The sequence below is a fragment of the Apibacter sp. HY039 genome, assembly GCF_004023655.1.
Classification (GTDB): Bacteria; Bacteroidota; Bacteroidia; order Flavobacteriales; family Weeksellaceae; genus Apibacter; species Apibacter raozihei.
This window is the reverse complement of sequence record NZ_SAYM01000001.1, coordinates 545,870-561,924: the sequence shown is the minus strand read 5'-3', so window position 1 is coordinate 561,924 and position 16,055 is coordinate 545,870. Positions and strand designations below refer to the sequence as shown.

The 16,055-nt window shown below is 28.6% G+C and carries 16 protein-coding genes; 10 read left to right on the top strand and 6 right to left on the bottom strand.

All coding sequences use genetic code 11. The features are described 5' to 3' along the window. Positions 1-27: 27 nt before the first annotated feature. Entirely contained in the window at positions 28-711 is a 684-nt protein-coding gene (locus EQ921_RS02515) for an RluA family pseudouridine synthase (RefSeq protein WP_128330430.1), read from the top strand. On the opposite strand, the gene EQ921_RS02510 is transcribed toward EQ921_RS02515, so the two are convergent. Continuing rightward, positions 712-1,698, bottom strand: a complete 987-nt coding sequence (locus tag EQ921_RS02510) for a glycosyltransferase family 2 protein (protein ID WP_128330429.1) — start codon at positions 1,696-1,698, stop codon at positions 712-714. Next, positions 1,695-2,945, bottom strand: coding sequence for an oligosaccharide flippase family protein (locus EQ921_RS02505; protein ID WP_128330428.1), 1,251 nt, complete (start codon positions 2,943-2,945; stop codon positions 1,695-1,697). Before EQ921_RS02505 ends, EQ921_RS02510 begins: the two co-directional genes overlap by 4 nt. A 141-nt stretch (positions 2,946-3,086) precedes the next feature. Between EQ921_RS02505 and EQ921_RS02500 the strand changes: the two genes are divergently transcribed. After that, positions 3,087-4,184 carry a hypothetical protein gene (locus EQ921_RS02500; protein ID WP_128330427.1) on the top strand — a complete coding sequence of 366 codons (1,098 nt, stop codon included), beginning with the start codon at positions 3,087-3,089 and terminating at the stop codon, positions 4,182-4,184. A 5-nt stretch (positions 4,185-4,189) separates the two neighbouring features. Here the strand turns inward: EQ921_RS02500 and asnB are convergent, their stop codons facing one another. Beyond that, entirely contained in the window at positions 4,190-6,097 is a 1,908-nt protein-coding gene (gene asnB, locus EQ921_RS02495) for an asparagine synthase (glutamine-hydrolyzing) (RefSeq protein ID WP_128330426.1), read from the bottom strand. Between the two features lie 71 nt (positions 6,098-6,168). On the opposite strand from asnB, the gene EQ921_RS02490 reads away from it, so the two are divergent. Further along, positions 6,169-7,260 (top strand): glycosyltransferase, encoded by a 1,092-nt coding sequence (locus EQ921_RS02490; RefSeq protein WP_164875561.1) that lies wholly within the window; start codon positions 6,169-6,171, stop codon positions 7,258-7,260. Here EQ921_RS02490 and EQ921_RS02485 read toward each other — a convergent pair. Together EQ921_RS02485 and EQ921_RS02480 are read right to left on the bottom strand one after the other, a co-directional pair. Then, the gene (locus tag EQ921_RS02485; protein ID WP_128330424.1) at positions 7,230-8,120 is read right to left on the bottom strand and encodes a glycosyltransferase; all 891 of its coding nucleotides are present in this window, start codon (positions 8,118-8,120) and stop codon (positions 7,230-7,232) included. The genes EQ921_RS02490 and EQ921_RS02485 overlap by 31 nt on opposite strands. A 33-nt stretch (positions 8,121-8,153) precedes the next feature. Further along, complete coding sequence (locus tag EQ921_RS02480) at positions 8,154-8,846, bottom strand: cell division ATP-binding protein FtsE (RefSeq protein WP_128150885.1); 693 nt, start codon at positions 8,844-8,846, stop codon at positions 8,154-8,156. Positions 8,847-8,995: 149 nt separating this feature from the next. Between EQ921_RS02480 and EQ921_RS02475 the strand changes: the two genes are divergently transcribed. The 7 genes from EQ921_RS02475 to EQ921_RS15000 all read left to right on the top strand — a co-directional run bounded on the left by EQ921_RS02475 (position 8,996) and on the right by EQ921_RS15000 (position 15,770). Then, positions 8,996-11,017: a M13 family metallopeptidase gene (locus EQ921_RS02475; protein WP_128330423.1), complete on the top strand. Its 2,022-nt coding sequence runs from the start codon at positions 8,996-8,998 to the stop codon at positions 11,015-11,017. Between the two features lie 4 nt (positions 11,018-11,021). Then, the gene (locus EQ921_RS02470) at positions 11,022-11,306 is read left to right on the top strand and encodes a rhodanese-like domain-containing protein (RefSeq protein WP_128150881.1); all 285 of its coding nucleotides are present in this window, start codon (positions 11,022-11,024) and stop codon (positions 11,304-11,306) included. A gap of 66 nt (positions 11,307-11,372) precedes the next feature. Then, complete coding sequence (locus tag EQ921_RS02465; protein ID WP_128150878.1) at positions 11,373-11,831, top strand: META domain-containing protein; 459 nt, start codon at positions 11,373-11,375, stop codon at positions 11,829-11,831. 140 nt (positions 11,832-11,971) lie between these two features. Next, a complete protein-coding gene (gene rpsO, locus EQ921_RS02460) occupies positions 11,972-12,241 on the top strand; it encodes a 30S ribosomal protein S15 (protein ID WP_128150875.1) in 270 nt (89 codons plus the stop codon). Between the two features lie 275 nt (positions 12,242-12,516). After that, positions 12,517-14,673 (top strand): polyribonucleotide nucleotidyltransferase, encoded by a 2,157-nt coding sequence (gene pnp / locus EQ921_RS02455; RefSeq protein WP_128150873.1) that lies wholly within the window; start codon positions 12,517-12,519, stop codon positions 14,671-14,673. Positions 14,674-14,797: 124 nt separating this feature from the next. After that, a complete protein-coding gene (gene xrtF / locus EQ921_RS02450) occupies positions 14,798-15,334 on the top strand; it encodes an exosortase family protein XrtF (protein ID WP_128150871.1) in 537 nt (178 codons plus the stop codon). Then, the gene (locus tag EQ921_RS15000) at positions 15,324-15,770 is read left to right on the top strand and encodes an exosortase F system-associated protein (RefSeq protein WP_128330422.1); all 447 of its coding nucleotides are present in this window, start codon (positions 15,324-15,326) and stop codon (positions 15,768-15,770) included. The genes xrtF and EQ921_RS15000 overlap by 11 nt, the downstream gene beginning before the upstream one ends. On the opposite strand, the gene EQ921_RS02440 is transcribed toward EQ921_RS15000, so the two are convergent. Next, complete coding sequence (locus EQ921_RS02440) at positions 15,760-16,029, bottom strand: hypothetical protein (protein ID WP_128150867.1); 270 nt, start codon at positions 16,027-16,029, stop codon at positions 15,760-15,762. The genes EQ921_RS15000 and EQ921_RS02440 overlap by 11 nt on opposite strands. Between the last annotated feature and the right edge of the window lie 26 nt (positions 16,030-16,055).

The following is a 16,055-nucleotide window of genomic DNA, read 5'->3' as shown; positions in this document are numbered from 1 at the left end:
TTAATGTATAAGTCAAATTTGTAATTTATGTTTCTGGAAAATCAAATTCTTTTTGAAGATAATCATATTCTTATTATTAATAAAAAAGCAGGTCAGATCGTTCAGGGCGATAAAACCGGAGATGTTCCACTAATAGACGAAATTAAAGCTTATATTAAAAAGAAATATTCCAAGCCGGGCAATGTTTTTGCCGGATTAGTTCACAGAATAGACCGCCCTACCTCTGGAATTGTGGTTTTTGCCAAAACCAGTAAAGCATTAAGCCGTTTAACAGAAATGTTAAAAAAGAGAGAAATAAAAAAAACGTATTGGGCTGTAGTTAAAAAAGGTGAAATACCAGATTCTCAAAGACTTGTACATTATCTAAAAAAGAATGAAAAAAATAATAAATCAATTATTTTTAAATACGAAACACAGGGAGCTAAAGAGGCTATACTCACTTATAGAATTATTAAAACTTCAGATCACTATCAACTTTTAGAAGTTGATCTGGAAACCGGAAGACATCATCAGATACGAGCTCAGCTTAGTTCGATTAAAGCTCCCATTAAAGGAGATTTAAAATACGGATTTGATCGATCAAATCCTGATGGCAGCATACATCTATTGGCCCGAAAAATAGAATTTTGTCATCCTGTTACCAAGAAAATAATAAGTTTGGAAGCTCCGGTTCCTGATAATGATAATCTATGGAAGAGTTTTATAGATTAATTATCTAATAACTCGTTTTTTGATAAGCGTTAATGTTCGTAGCAAACGAGTAAAATTTTTCCACTTCCTACGAGTGGAAAATAGCATTATTTTTTGGGTTATTTTTAATTGATTAAAATATTTTTTTTCTTCGTAAGAGAACATATCTGCATACTCAATTCTTAAATGAGCTGATTGCGTATTAAACATTAAATTAACTTTAGTTTTTAACTTTAATTGTTGAACCAATTCTTTATGTTTGATAAGTTCCTTATGATTTTCTAAAAAATCATCTATACATTTCCAATATTGTAAAGAATTTTCAAAATGCATTCTATTTTTTTCTTTTGTTATAGAATAAGGATTTTTCTGATTATAATGATAAAGAAATAAATTTACTTTAGAAATTTTATTTGTAAAATAATAGAATTTTGTCATAAGAAACAAATCTTCCCAGTAATTTAATTGATCCGGTATTCTACACTCATTAATTTTAAATAAACTTCGTTTAATTAACTTATTCCATAGATAAGCATGAGAGGATTCATTAATTATCATATTTACAAAATTCTCATCCATTGAGCTATATACTTTATCAGTCATTTTTAGTGCTTTATCATTTCTTTCTTCAATAAAATCACAGACTACAATATCAGCCTTATCTTTAATTGCTTCTTTATAAAGTTTTTCAATCATATTTTTCTCTATATAATCATCACCATCAACAAACAAAATATATTCGCCCTGAGAAAAATTAATAGCCTCATTTCTACTAAATGCAATTCCTTTATTATTTTTATGAACTTTTATTTTAATATTTTTTTTCTGATGAGGGTATTTGTCTATGACTTTCATTAGTACATCCAAACTATTATCTGTGCTAAAGTCGTCAATGAAAACATATTCAACTTCTTGAAAAGTCTGATTTAACAAACTAAGAGTACATTTCTCGATATAATCTGAAACATTATATACTAGTACTAAAACAGAAACTTTCGGACGGCTCATCGTAAACGGAGTTTTTTAATCAGATATTTACAAAAAACTATTTCGCAAATTCCTGAGAATGCTAAAGCTATACTTACAACTACTATACTATTGTAAATAAAAAGTAAGGAACAGGCTAAAATAAAAGAAAAAAAAGCAACTATTTGATTCCAAGTGATTAAATAAAAATATCCTTGAGGAATAAAGATAAAATTAATGAATGCTCCAACTATCAGCCAAGAAATAATGGTTATACTTAATATTATAGATACAGGGTAGGATAATATCATTGACTTCCCTCCTAGAAATAATACAATCCAATATCCAAAAATCATTATAAACATAATGATAACTAATCCTATGTATGTCTCAATTTTAATAATTTTTTTAATTTTTGTTTTATTATTATCTTGAATAATTTTAGGAAATAAAGCACTATTGATATTTACAGTAAGCATTCTAGGAATAACAATAATTTTTTTTGCCAAATCATAAACAGCTACTTCATTCATACCTAAAAAAACACCTATGATAATTGTTGCAGAATGTTCTTTAACAGTTCCTATGCAATTTGACCAAAAAAAAGGAACCGCTTCTTTAAAAAAATCTTTTAAAAAATAATATTTAATAAATCTCAATTGTATTTTTTCATTTTTTAATATGATGTATAAAGACATTAATCCACCTAAAATAACTGATAAAGAAATTATACAAGCATAAACCCATAGGTCTTCAGGAGTTTTTACTAATATCAAAATAAAAGGAATAGTTGCTAAACGACAAGATAACTGTAAATAAGTAACAATTTTCATTTTTTGAACTGCCTGAAAATACCATATTGGAAACAATATTTCTGAGGTTATTTGACTAAAACAGATTATAAAAACAAGAGGACTTATTAGCCTATCTCTAAGTATCAATAACAAAAGAAAAAATAAAATTATTGATATACAAAATAAATATACTTTTGAAGTGAAAACTCCGGAAACTATGAAACTTTTTATACTTACATCTTCTTTATTTTCAACAATTTTCTTTGTATTTGGTAGATCTAATCCAAAGGATACAAAAATTGTGAACAAAGAAATAATTGATTGAGCAAATATATACTCTCCAAAAGGCTTTATTCCTAAAGTTCTAATTAAGTAAGGATAAAGAGCCATTCCAATAAGAGTGGATAACAACTTTAATATTGTCATAAAAAAATAATTCTCAAAAACCTTACTTTGTGAAGTGATTGTTTTAATTTTTTTTATATAAATATTCATTAAGAAGATGTGTATAACAATTTACAAAAATACTCATTGAACAAAAAAAAATAATTAAATTTCTTATTATATTTTAATTTATATTTAGTTCCATTTATTGATTATATGGAAAAGCTTACTTTTGTTTAAATTTATAAAAAATTGAAGGTTGCATTTGCACTTACGGCCCATTATCCTGATGACGAAAGAGTCTATTACCAGCAAGCATTAGCGCTAAAAGAGAAGCAGTGTGATATACATATTATTTCGTCTAGACTTGACAAAAGTTTAATTCAAAACTGTTATTGCTTTAATGATAAAGACTTGCCAAAAAAAAAGGTGATAAAAAAAATAGCTTTTTTTTTGAGTATTATAAACCCTGATGTCATTATTTGTGATACACCTATCGCTATTTTAGCAGCTTCTAACTATAAAAAAACTAATAAGACCGTTAGAATTATATATGATGTTACAGAATGGTATCCTACTAAAAATACATTACATGATCTTAGTTATTTAAAAAAAACAATAAAAGCTACTATCTTATTTTTACTATTAATCTATTCATCATCTAAAGTAAATAATTTTATTTTCGGGGAATATTACAAATCAATAATTTTCAAAATTCTTTATCCTTTTAAAAAATATATGTATTTACCTTATTATTCTGATACTTCACTTATCCCAATATATAAATTTAATGATATATCTAAAGAGTGTGCTTTATTCTATGCTGGAAACTTAACTAAAGATAAAGGCTTTAATTCAGTTATGGATATTTCAATAAAATTGGCATTAAAACACCCTAATATTAAATTTAGATTAAATATTATTTCTAATACATCCAAATTTGTTTATACAAAAAAAATCCCTGAAAATCTTAAAATTGAAAAAAATAGCCAATTACCTTTTTTAATATTTTGTAAAGAAATCGGTAAAAATGATTTTTTTTTAGATTTAAGAGAACCTGATTTTTATAATTCCTATAGCTTACCAATAAAAATATTTTATTATATGGCTGCTGGGAGACCTGTTATTTACTCTAAATTAAAAGCTATACAAAATTATATAAGCGAAATAAATCAAATTGGATATATCGAATCACCTAACAACATTAACAAAATCATAGATAAAATATCATATTACATCCATAATCAATCTGATTATCAAAAGGATGGTTTATATGCTCGGAAACTTGCTTTATCTAAATATGATTGGAAATTGATTAAGCCAAATTTTATTAATTTTATAATAGATTAAAAAAATCATTTATAGTCAATATCATTAATAAGTATTGATGTTGAAAATAACATCCATTTTTGATAAGCAGTTCCATTTTGTTTATAGTACTTTATATCTTCGGGTGAAAAACTATTATTTGTTAACAATAAATCTATTTTGTCATTAAATAGATTCTTATCCACATTTTCTATCCAAGAAGAAACAGGCATACTAAATCCACGTTTTTTTGCTTTTAATATTTTTTCGGTTACTATTGAATCTATTCTATCTCTTACAAAAGGTTTGTTATTTTTAAAAATACCTTCAAACAAATATTTTTGATTAAAATATTTTTGTACAAACTGATGATTTAAAAAAGGAAATCTCATTTCAATTGAGTATTTCATAGCTGGCTGATCTGATCTTAATGAATGATGTGAAGATATATAATAATGGAAATCCAACCACGAAATCTGTTTTAATATGGGCATTGTTTCCCATTCTGGCAAAGTATTTTTAATTGTACCAAATATATATTCAACAGGATGCTTCCACTCTTCACTATCATGAGAATTAAATAACTTAACAATATCATTCCAGCTAAATTTACTTCTAATTATAAAAGGTAAAGCCTTAAAGCCGTATGTATTTATTTCCTCCCATTTTTTCCTTTTATTGGTATTAGATTTAAACAAATATTTTAAATTTTTGCACATTAACATCCCTTTGAAATAAGAGGACATTTTTGCTAACTTATAATATGAATATCCTCCAAATAATTCATCTATTCCTAAAGCACTATACAATATTTTATAATTATCATTATATGCTTTCTCAGATAGAAATAAAGCAGGTTCGGGACTAATTGCCGGTTCTTCTTCTGATAAAACATAATCAATAATAGTTTTTAGTGATACTGTATCTGGAACTTCAAAATCAGTCAATTTTATTCCAGATTTTTTTGAGTTCAATTTAGCATATTCAAGCTCATTCAAACTATCATCATTTGTGTTGTATATTGAAATACCATGAATTTCAGACATCCATTCATTAAAATAGTTTGCCATTATTCCTGAATCAATCCCTCCACTAAGCATAATTGCTTTTTTAATATGCGGAACGTAGGTTTCTCTAACTATTAAAGAAATATCTTCTAAGAATTCCTCTTTACTTATTATTTCCGACTCTTCATTATATTTTAATTTCCAGTATGGATAAGATTTGTATGAATATAAATCAAGATCAACCTCCATGTATGTTGCCGGTGGCAGAGAATAAACATCATTATATATAGTAAGAGGAGAAATACTTGTTCCTAAATAATATGTATATGCCAGGTTACGATAATTGATGTGCTTATTAAGTTTTTCCGTTCCAAAAATACCTTTTATTTCTGATGAAAAAATAAAACTATTACCACATAGCGTATAATAAAAAGGTTTTATACCTAACCTATCTCTCCAAATAGAAACTTTATTTTCTTTATACTTCACAATTACGATGGAAAACATTCCATTTAACTCATGTATAAATTCATTTCCTAATTTTAAAAATAATTTGAAAGCAACTTCTGTATCGGTTTCAGTTTTGAATATCTCGTTAGAACTAAAAAATTTGGTTCTAATCTCTTTATAATTGTAAATTTCACCAACCATCATGAATGAGGTTTCAGTATTTTGATCAAAAAAAGGCTGCATTCCCTTCTTACTTAAATCAAGAATTGATAACCTATTAAATCCAATCCAATTATTGCTTTCTGTTTCATCTACTTTTTTAAAACAAGACTTAGAATAATTATTTGACAAATGGCAACTAAAAATTATATTTTTTTGATCATGATGGGTAACTATTAATGAATCATCAGGACCTCTGTGTTTAATAGAACTTAATGATTTAACTAATGCACTTGAACTTATTTTAGATTTTGTAAATATTCCTGAAAACCCGCACATATTTAAGATTTTACTCAAAATTAATTATTTATTATTGTTATTTTTGAATAAATATTTTAAATTATCATTTTTTGAAAATTCTAATTTCGGTAATAAATAACATTTCCACAGATCAAAGAGTAAGTAAAGTTTGTTCTTCCTTAAAAAAACATAATTTTAATATAAATATAATTGGCACTAATCTTTATGGCTCTCCTCCACTAAAAAAGGAATATCCTGCTTATAGAATTCCCTTGATATTTAATAAAAGTTTTTTATTATTTGCTGAATTTAATATTAAACTTTTTTGGAGATTATTGTTACGAACTGACAAAAACACGATACTTGCATCAAATGATTTAGACTCTTTACTTCCTAATTACCTTGTTTCAAAAATAAAGAAAGTACCTTTGGTATTTGATAGTCATGAAATATACTCCGAGCTTCCCTCTGTACAAGGAAGATATTCGCAAAAAGTTTGGAAACTATTAGAAAAATTTTTAATTCCCCGTATTAATTCTTTTTATACCGTAAGTAACGGTTATGCTTCTTATTTTTACAAAACATATAATAAAAAACCTTCAGTGATAAATAATACTCCTTACTTCTACTACAAAGAATTAAATGAGTGCACTGCTTCTAAGATTATTATTTATCAAGGCGTATTAAAAGAAGGGCGTGGCCTTATTCACTTGATACATGCAATGGCTCTTCTTCCACAATTTAAACTTTGGATAGTTGGAACCGGTTTATATGAAAATCGTTTAAAAACATTAGTACGTGACTTAAAATTAAATAATATTGATTTTTTAGGACATAAATTGCCGGAAGAATTAAAAATTATAACTCCACAAGCATCTTTAGGTGTAAGCCTTGAAGAGAACTGCGGGTTAAGTTATTATTATTCTTTACCTAATAAAGTATTTGATTATATACACTCTGGAATACCTATTGTAGGAACATTTCTTCCGGAAATAAAATCTGTAATTGAAGAAAACCAGATAGGTGAAGTAATAATAAATCATGAAGCATCGGAAATCGCAAAAAAAATTAGACTAGTAATGCAAAATGGTAAAAAATTTTATCAGTACAATCTCAGAAAAGCAGCTGAAAAATATTGCTGGGAAAATCAGGAAAATAAACTAATTGATATTTATTTACGAGCAAGTAATTCTGACAAATAACCTAATTTATAAAACTGAAATAATAAAATTGAAGGAGATTTAGATAGCAGATTTTTTCTTATATAAAAATATGATATTTTATATAAATAACGAAGAACTATATCCAGATAAAGGCGTTTAATTTTTATATAAAACAATGCTAATTTAATTAGTGATATATCCTTTCCTTCGTGCATAGCATGAGCCAAATTCCGTACAGCCTTTTCTGTTTTAAATAAAAATTTCTCATTACTCTCCAGGCCTAAGTGATACATAGGATTCTCAATATGCCTGACAGTTATACCATTTTTTTTTAATTGAGATGAATAAAAAATATCTGTATAACCATAAGTCTCGTTTAGCTCCGGAAAAGGATATTTTAAATAAATATCTTTTTTTATCATAAAACAATTTAAGCGAAACATAAGATGAGGATTTTTTATTCTGGAATTAAAATCTACCTGCTCATGAGTTCTTCCATACTTCCATCGTAATATTCCCTCATAAGGAACTTCATTCTTATACACAACATCCCCACAAATGACGTCTTCACTTAACACTGTAGATTCTATATATTTAAATAAAAAATCCTTATTTACAGGAAACATATCCGCATCTATAAATAAAAGCCAGGAAAAAGTGGATTTACCAACTAAAAAATTTCTGGCTTTTGCATTACCCACATTTTGCTCTGATAATACGTAAGAAACTTCATAAACTTCGCAAGTTTCTTTGTTCAACAAACTTATATCTTTGTCTGTTGAGCAATCGTCAAACACTAAAATTTCAATGGGTAAATCAGATTCAATTGCTTGTTTTTTTAACTCAATAATAAGATCTTTTACAGAGTAATTAAAAACAGGTATGAGAATGGATATCATTAAAATTTAACTCATGTAGAATGAGCGTCTATGTTAAGCGAACAGATCTTCCGAGTCACCATGATAAACTTTCCCGTCTTCACATTTTACAGTTTTAGCCGGAAAATTTTTAATCATAGAATAATCATGAGTAGCCATGAGAATGGCACAATGATTTTTTTCAGCAATACCTTTTAATAACAACATAATCTCATTTGAGGTTTCAGGGTCTAAATTACCTGTTGGCTCATCAGCTAAAATTAAAGCCGGATGATTAAGAAGTGCACGGGCAATAGCTATACGCTGCTGTTCTCCTCCCGATAATTCATGAGGCATTTTATGTTTTTTAGTAGACATGCCTACACTTTCCAAAACTTCATTAATTCTTTCATCAATCGCATATTTATCTTTCCAGCCAGTTGCTTTTAATACAAATAAGAGATTTTTCTCAACCGTCCTGTCTGTTAATAATTGAAAATCCTGAAAAACTATACCTAGTTTTCGTCTCAAAGCCGGAACCTCATTAGACTTAAGAGAAACAAGATCCATATCTACAACCTTACCGCTACCTTCTATCAAAGGAATATCTCCATATAAAACCTTTAATAAAGAACTTTTACCACTTCCTGTTTTTCCTATTAGGTATGAAAATTCACCTTTCTCTAATATTAAGTTTACATGATTTAATACTAAAAAATTTTTCTGATAAATACTTGCATTTTTTAAGTATAAGATTGGTTCATTCATTTTAAAGATATTCTGTAATTGAGAATTAATGAAAACAAAAATACTAAATTTAAATATTATTATTTAGAAAGTGGTCTTTAAATTTTTGTTAAAATGAAGGTTATATATGTTTTTTATTTAAATTTGGTTTGAAATACTTAACCCTGAACATGAGAAAATTAATTTTACAAATTCTTTCGTTTATTTCTCTCCCTTTAACCGGAGTTATTGCTCAGAATCATTCAATAAATACCAGTTATATGGATAAAAAAATGAGACCTCAAGACGACTTTTACAATTATGTAAATGGAAATTGGATGAAAACTACACATATTCCGTCTGATAGATCCAGATGGGGTAGTTTTGATCAACTTCGTGAATCTACAGATTCAATTTCTCTAACAATCTTGAAAAAATCACTTTCACAATCTTACCCTAAAGGCAGTGAAGGTCAAAAAATTGCAGATATTTACACTTCTTTTATAGACTTGAAAGCAAGGAATAAACAAGGCATATCTCCAGTAAAACCTTACTTAAATAAGGTTGATAAAGTAAAAACGTTTGAACAATTCAAATCGCTGCTCGAAGAATTTACACCTCTAAATATGAATCCGTTTTACGGATTTTCCGTAGATTCTGATTTTAGTGATAGTAACAAAAATGCTGTTTATTTAAGTGATGCTAGCTTAGGACTCGGGAGAGACTATTACCATAAAGATGATGAAAGATCCAAACAAGTTATTGCTCAATATACTAATTATTTATCTAAACTTCTAAAAGTATTTGGATACACTAATACTGAAGATAAAGCTAGACAAATTACCAATTTTGAAAAGGAATTAGCATCAGAACTATTAACCGTTGAAAAAATTAGAAACTCTCAACTTTTAAATAATCCTTATACACTAACTGAACTAAAAAAAATTTCTAATAACGTTAATTTACCTGCCTACTTGTCAAAATTAGGAATCAAAACAGATAAAGTAATTATTCCTGAAAAAAATTATTATGAAAATCTGGACAAACACATCAACCCTCAAAATCTTGCCCTACTTAAAGACTACCTTAAGGCTTATATCATTAGAAGTGCTGCTTCCTGTTTAACAGAAGAATTAGACGAAATAGATTTTGATTTTTATGGCAGAACATTGAACGGACAAAAAGAACAAAGAGCCTTAGACAAAAGAGCCCTTTCACATATAAATCATTCAATGGGAGAAGCATTTGGGAAATTATATGTAGCCGAAGTTTTTCCTGAAGAGGCTAAAGCTAATGCTAAAGAACTTATAGACTATCTGGAAAGATCTTTTGTTATTCATATTAAAAATTTGTCATGGATGTCTGAACCTACGAAGAAAAAAGCATTGGAAAAACTTAACCAATTTTCAGTCAAAATAGGTTATCCGGATAAATGGAGAGATTACTCTAAACTGGAAATTAAATCAATAAAAAACGGCGGTTCATTCTTTCAAAACAACCTTAACACCATAATATTTAATTATAATAAAGAAAAAAATAAAATAGGTAAGCCCGTGGATAAAAGCGAATGGTTCATGGCTCCGCAAACAGTAAATGCTTACTACAACCCTATGTATAACGAAATTGTTTTCCCTGCAGCTATTCTGCAACCACCTTTTTACGATTATAAGGCAGATGCTGCTTTAAATTTTGGGGGTATTGGAGCTGTAATCGGACATGAAATGTCACATGGTTTTGATGATAGCGGATCTCAATTTGACGGAGAAGGAAATTTAAAAGACTGGTGGACCCCTGAAGATAAAAAGAAATTTGAAACAGCAACTCAGGCCCTTGTAGAACAATTCAATATGTTCGAACCCTTACCAGGTGCAAATATAAACGGACAACTTACACTGGGTGAAAATATTGCTGATTTAGGCGGACTAGCCATATCCTTTGATGCGTTAGAACTTTATTTAGCAGATAAAGGTAGACCTAAAAAAATTGATAATTTTACTCCTGAACAGAGATACTTCATATCTTGGGCTACCATTTGGAGAACCAAAATAACAGATGAAGCACTCAGCAATCAAATAAAAACAGATCCTCATGCACCAGGATATTACCGTGCAATCGCTCCTTTGGAAAACATAGATGGTTTCTATAAAGCTTTCAAAGTAAAAAAAGGAGATAAAATGTTTAAGCCTAAAAATAAAAGAATTATAATTTGGTAATAAAATGAATTTAAAAGAAATTATTAATCATCCGAATGTTACGCTTTTGGATGTAAGAGAAGAAGAAGAATTAATTAACGAAGGAAAGGTACCGAACGCCATACTTATTCCAATGAATGAAATACCAGAGAAAATTGAAGAAATAAAAAAATTCAGCACTCCTTTAGTTGTTTTCTGCAGGTCTGGTAATAGATCAGGTAAAGTTGTGGAATATCTTACCTCACAAGGTTTTTCCGATATTTATAACGGAGGAGGTTTTAAAGATGTAAACGAACTTTTAGATAAATAAGCAAACTGGAAATTTTCTCATTTTGGCAAACTATTTGAATTAAGTATATTACTTAAATACAAAAAAATGAAAAATTTAATTAAATTTAGTTTTATTGGGATATTTTTAACTTGCATATCCTTTACTTTACAAAATTGCGACACTGCTAAAACAGTATCCGATAAAGTAGAAAATAAAGAAATAGCATCAAAACTTAAAGGTACTTGGGTTTTAAAATCAATTAATGGAGTTGATGCAGGCACAGCTTTTAAAGGTACAATTCCTAACATTACATTTGATTTCAATGAACATAGAGTATACGGTAATGGAGGTTGCAATCAATTTAATGGAGGTTTCGCCTTAATTGGAAATATGTTTACCCCTACCCCTATGGCATCAACTATGATGGCATGTGCTCAAAAAAATAAAGAATCTGACTTATTAACTTTATTAGGACAAAAAAGTACTCTTGTTTTTAACAATTATACCCTTCAAATGGTACAGAACGGCAAAGTTGTTCTGGAGTACACTCCTTTAGCCAGATAGTTTACCATTTTTATATAACAAAAAGCAGAGAGATATGAAATTTTCATATCTCTCTGCTTTATATAATAGTTTTGTGTTTTGCAATAATTGTTATATATTTGCAGGACAATACATAATAATCATTCAAAATTAATATTGGCATGTATCTGACAACAGAAATTAAAAAAGAAATTTTCGCTAAACACGGTAAAGACGAAAAAAATACCGGAAGCGCAGAAGGGCAGGTTGCTCTTTTTACTTTTAGAATCAACCATTTAACTCAGCACTTAAAAAGAAATCATAAAGATTTCAATACTGAAAGAGCTCTAGTAACTCTAGTAGGTAAAAGAAAAAGATTGCTTGATTACCTTAAGAAAAAAGATATCACAAGGTATAGAGCTATTATTGCGGAATTAGGAATTCGTAAGTAAATGCAGAATATTAAAAAAGGCAATTTTATAATTGCCTTTTTTACATTTTTTTCGAAACAAGTTAAAAAAGAAGAAAGTTTCATTTAATATTCTAATCGTTAATTACTTCTCAATAAAAACACAAAGAGCACTGAATTCCATTAATCTGACTATTTTAATGGACTTGAGTGTTCTCTGAATGTTTATTTCAAAAGAGTTAACTATTGATTTAAATGTAATCGTCTTCTTTTTTACTTTATATAAATAAAGTATTAATTATAATTTTTGAATTTTTTATGGAAATTCCAAAAGCAATTACAGAAAAAATTATTTTAGAAGATGGCCGGGAAATAATTCTGGAAACAGGAAAACTGGCGAAACAAGCGGATGGTTCTGTTGTAGTAAAATGTGGTGGTACTATGTTACTAGCTGCAGTAGTAGCTGCAAAAGAGGCAAAACCAGGAACCGATTTTTTACCTTTAACTGTTGATTACAGAGATAAATTTTCTTCCGGTGGACGTATTCCGGGAGGCTTTATGAAAAGAGAAGGCCGACCTACAGATGAAGAAATTTTAACCATGAGATTGGTTGACAGAGTATTGAGACCTTTATTCCCTGATGATTTCCACGCAGAAATCCAAGTAATGATTCAGCTCATTTCATATGATGATTCCGTACTTCCTGATTCTTTAGCCGGTTTGGCTGCCTCTGCAGCAATAGCTGTTACAGATTTGCCTTTTAATGGCCCTATTTCAGAAGTACGAGTAATCCGTAAAGATGGAAAGCTTATTATAAATCCAAGTTTTGAACAAATGAAAAATGGTTTTGACTTAGATATTATGGTAGGTGCATCTAAAGATTCTATCGTAATGATTGAAGGTGAAATGAGTGAAATTTCAGAAAAAGAAATGATTGATGCAATAGGCTATGCTCACGAATCTATAAAGAAACAGATTGAGGCCATTGAAAAATTGGCTTCTCAGGTTGAAAAATCATTAGTTAAAAGAGAATACTGTCATGAAGAACATGATGAAGATCTAAGAAAAGAAATTACGGATTATGCCTATCAAAAAGTTTATGATATAGCAAAAAATCCATCTGACAAACATGAAAGAAGTGAAAAGTTTAAGGCGGTTTTAGAAGACTTTCTTGCTTCCAAATATACTGAAGACGAACAGGAGTTAAGAGAAGAAAAAGAATCTCTGGCAAAAACTTATTTTCACGATGTGCAAAAAGAAGCTGTCAGACAACTTATTCTTAATGAAGGAATACGTTTAGATGGACGTGATACAAAAACTATTCGTCCTATCTGGTGTGAGGTTAATTATTTACCTGGCTCCCATGGTTCAGCAGTATTTACAAGAGGTGAAACTCAGTCTTTAACTACAGTTACTTTAGGTTCTTCTTTAGATGCTAACCGAGTGGATAATGTAATTTCTCAACATGAAGAAAAATTCTATTTACATTATAATTTCCCTCCTTTCTCTACCGGTGAAGTAAAACCCATAAGAGGTGTTTCAAGGAGAGAAATTGGACATGGAAATTTAGCTCAAAGAGCTCTTAAAAAAGTTATCCCTGAAGATTCTCCTTATACTATCAGAGTAGTTTCTGATATCTTGGAATCAAATGGTTCCTCATCTATGGCTACGGTTTGTGCCGGAACATTAGCACTAATGGATGCAGGTATTCAAATTAAAAAACCTGTATCCGGAATAGCGATGGGGTTAATTACAGATAAATCTTCAGGAAAATGGAGTGTTCTTTCAGACATTCTAGGAGACGAAGATCATTTAGGAGACATGGATTTTAAAGTAACCGGAACAGCAGATGGAATTACTGCTTGTCAAATGGATATAAAAATTCAGGGGTTATCATTTGAAATCATGGAACAGGCACTTAATCAGGCAAAAGAGGGAAGATTACATATACTTGGTAAAATTCTGGAAACATTACCTGCTCCTAACGAGCACTTAAAACCAAATGCGCCTAAATTAATTTCGCTAGATATTCCTAAAGAGTTTATTGGAGCAGTTATAGGCCCTGGTGGAAAAATAATACAACAACTTCAGAAAGATACAGATACTATCATCACTATTGAAGAAACTGATGATGTGGGTAGAGTTGAAATTTCCGGTGTAGATCAGGCAAAAATTGATGATGCAATTGCACGAATCAAACAAATTGCCTTCGTTCCGGAAGTAGGAACAATATACAAAGCTAAAGTTGTATCCATTAAGCCTTTCGGAGCATTTGTTGAAATATCAAAAGGTGTAGAAGGTCTAGTACATATTTCTGAACTGGAGTGGAGAAGACTTGAAAAAGTAGAAGAATCCGTTAACCTAGGAGATATCATTGAAGTCAAATATCTGGGAACTGATGACAAAAAGAAAATGAAATTATCCCGTAAAGTTTTATTACCAAGACCTGAAAAAAAGGAAGGAAATAAAGATTAAAAATAATAAAACAATAATAAAAAACAGGTTTCACTTTTGTAAAACCTGTTTTTTATTTTCAATTCTTATCTAATTACTAATTTTAATATATGTACATTTGTAAACTATTTACCAGCAATTAATTATGAAGGAATATAAACCAATTATTCTAAGTCTTATTAAATTTTTTGCAGTATATATTGTACTCATAGCAATCTATTATTTGTATTTAAATTACTATCAAGACATATTAAAAACTTGCGATCCTTTTACAGAAGTGGTGGCAAAGCAATCCAGTTTATTGTTAAATCTTGTAGGTTTTCCAAGTGAAACACATCATTTCAATCAAGAAAATTACATGCATTTTTCAATAAATAATAAGTATATAAGTGGTGTAAATGAGGGCTGTAATGCTATTTCTGTGATTATACTTTTTTTATCATTTGTTATCGCTTTTTCTTCAGGAAAAATAAAAACGCTATTGTACATTTTAGTAACACTTCCAATAATTCATTTTGCAAATATTATTCGTATTGCTTTCATTAATTATGTATTTTACTACTATCCTCAGTACGGTAAAGATGTACATGATTATATTTTCCCAGCAATTATTTATGGACTTATTATTATACTATGGATTATATGGATAAAATATTTTGTATTTGTAAAAAATGAAAAATAAAATACGAATATCAGGAATAATTTTTTGTTTTATCTTATTGATAACTATCCGCAGACTTGAAGTTGTTTTATTTTATGATCCTCTACTTGCTTTTTATAAGCAAACAAAATTTAATCATTTACCTGTTCCTGATTTTAACATTATAAAACTCATATTATCACTAATATTTAGATATACTTTAAATACATTTCTAAGCCTCCTAATATTAAATTTATGGTTTAATAATAAAAACATACTTAAATTATCCTTATATATCTACATAATTGGATTTATAATTTTTACAATATTATATATTGGTTCGCTTTATACTAATTTCGGATTAGGGTATATGCCTACATTCTATATAAGAAGAATTCTTATACAACCCGTAATATTACTTATACTAATTCCATCAGTGTATTATTATAAATACACAAAGAATAAATCTACAAATTAGTATTTTCTGAAGTATTTTCACTTTCAGCCTTAATAACCGGAGCTTCTTGTTTAATTTTCGCCTGTTTTAACTTGACACTTCTGGCTTTACTATTATAACCCATTATAGACCCTACAATTAATCCTAGGCCTGCACCAAAAAGCACCCCAATAATCATAGGAAAAGTTATAAAAGACTCACTGGAACTATTATTTTGAATATATGTAATAGCACCTCCAAAAATCATGAATACTATACCAACAATTAACGCTGTTCTCATTATTATTTAATTTTTAAATATTATTA

Excerpts from the sequence above, each read along its gene's own strand:
- EQ921_RS02515 (WP_128330430.1), top strand. The coding sequence starts at position 28 with ATGTTTCTGGAAAATCAAATTCTTTTTGAAGATAATCATATTCTTATT.
- EQ921_RS02510 (WP_128330429.1), bottom strand. The coding sequence starts at position 1,698 with ATGAGCCGTCCGAAAGTTTCTGTTTTAGTACTAGTATATAATGTTTCA.
- EQ921_RS02505 (WP_128330428.1), bottom strand. The coding sequence starts at position 2,945 with ATGAATATTTATATAAAAAAAATTAAAACAATCACTTCACAAAGTAAG.
- asnB (WP_128330426.1), bottom strand. The coding sequence starts at position 6,097 with ATGTGCGGGTTTTCAGGAATATTTACAAAATCTAAAATAAGTTCAAGT.
- EQ921_RS02485 (WP_128330424.1), bottom strand. The coding sequence starts at position 8,120 with ATGATATCCATTCTCATACCTGTTTTTAATTACTCTGTAAAAGATCTT.
- EQ921_RS02480 (WP_128150885.1), bottom strand. The coding sequence starts at position 8,846 with ATGAATGAACCAATCTTATACTTAAAAAATGCAAGTATTTATCAGAAA.
- EQ921_RS02475 (WP_128330423.1), top strand. The coding sequence starts at position 8,996 with ATGAGAAAATTAATTTTACAAATTCTTTCGTTTATTTCTCTCCCTTTA.
- EQ921_RS02470 (WP_128150881.1), top strand. The coding sequence starts at position 11,022 with ATGAATTTAAAAGAAATTATTAATCATCCGAATGTTACGCTTTTGGAT.
- EQ921_RS02465 (WP_128150878.1), top strand. The coding sequence starts at position 11,373 with ATGAAAAATTTAATTAAATTTAGTTTTATTGGGATATTTTTAACTTGC.
- rpsO (WP_128150875.1), top strand. The coding sequence starts at position 11,972 with ATGTATCTGACAACAGAAATTAAAAAAGAAATTTTCGCTAAACACGGT.
- pnp (WP_128150873.1), top strand. The coding sequence starts at position 12,517 with ATGGAAATTCCAAAAGCAATTACAGAAAAAATTATTTTAGAAGATGGC.
- xrtF (WP_128150871.1), top strand. The coding sequence starts at position 14,798 with ATGAAGGAATATAAACCAATTATTCTAAGTCTTATTAAATTTTTTGCA.
- EQ921_RS15000 (WP_128330422.1), top strand. The coding sequence starts at position 15,324 with ATGAAAAATAAAATACGAATATCAGGAATAATTTTTTGTTTTATCTTA.
- EQ921_RS02440 (WP_128150867.1), bottom strand. The coding sequence starts at position 16,029 with ATGAGAACAGCGTTAATTGTTGGTATAGTATTCATGATTTTTGGAGGT.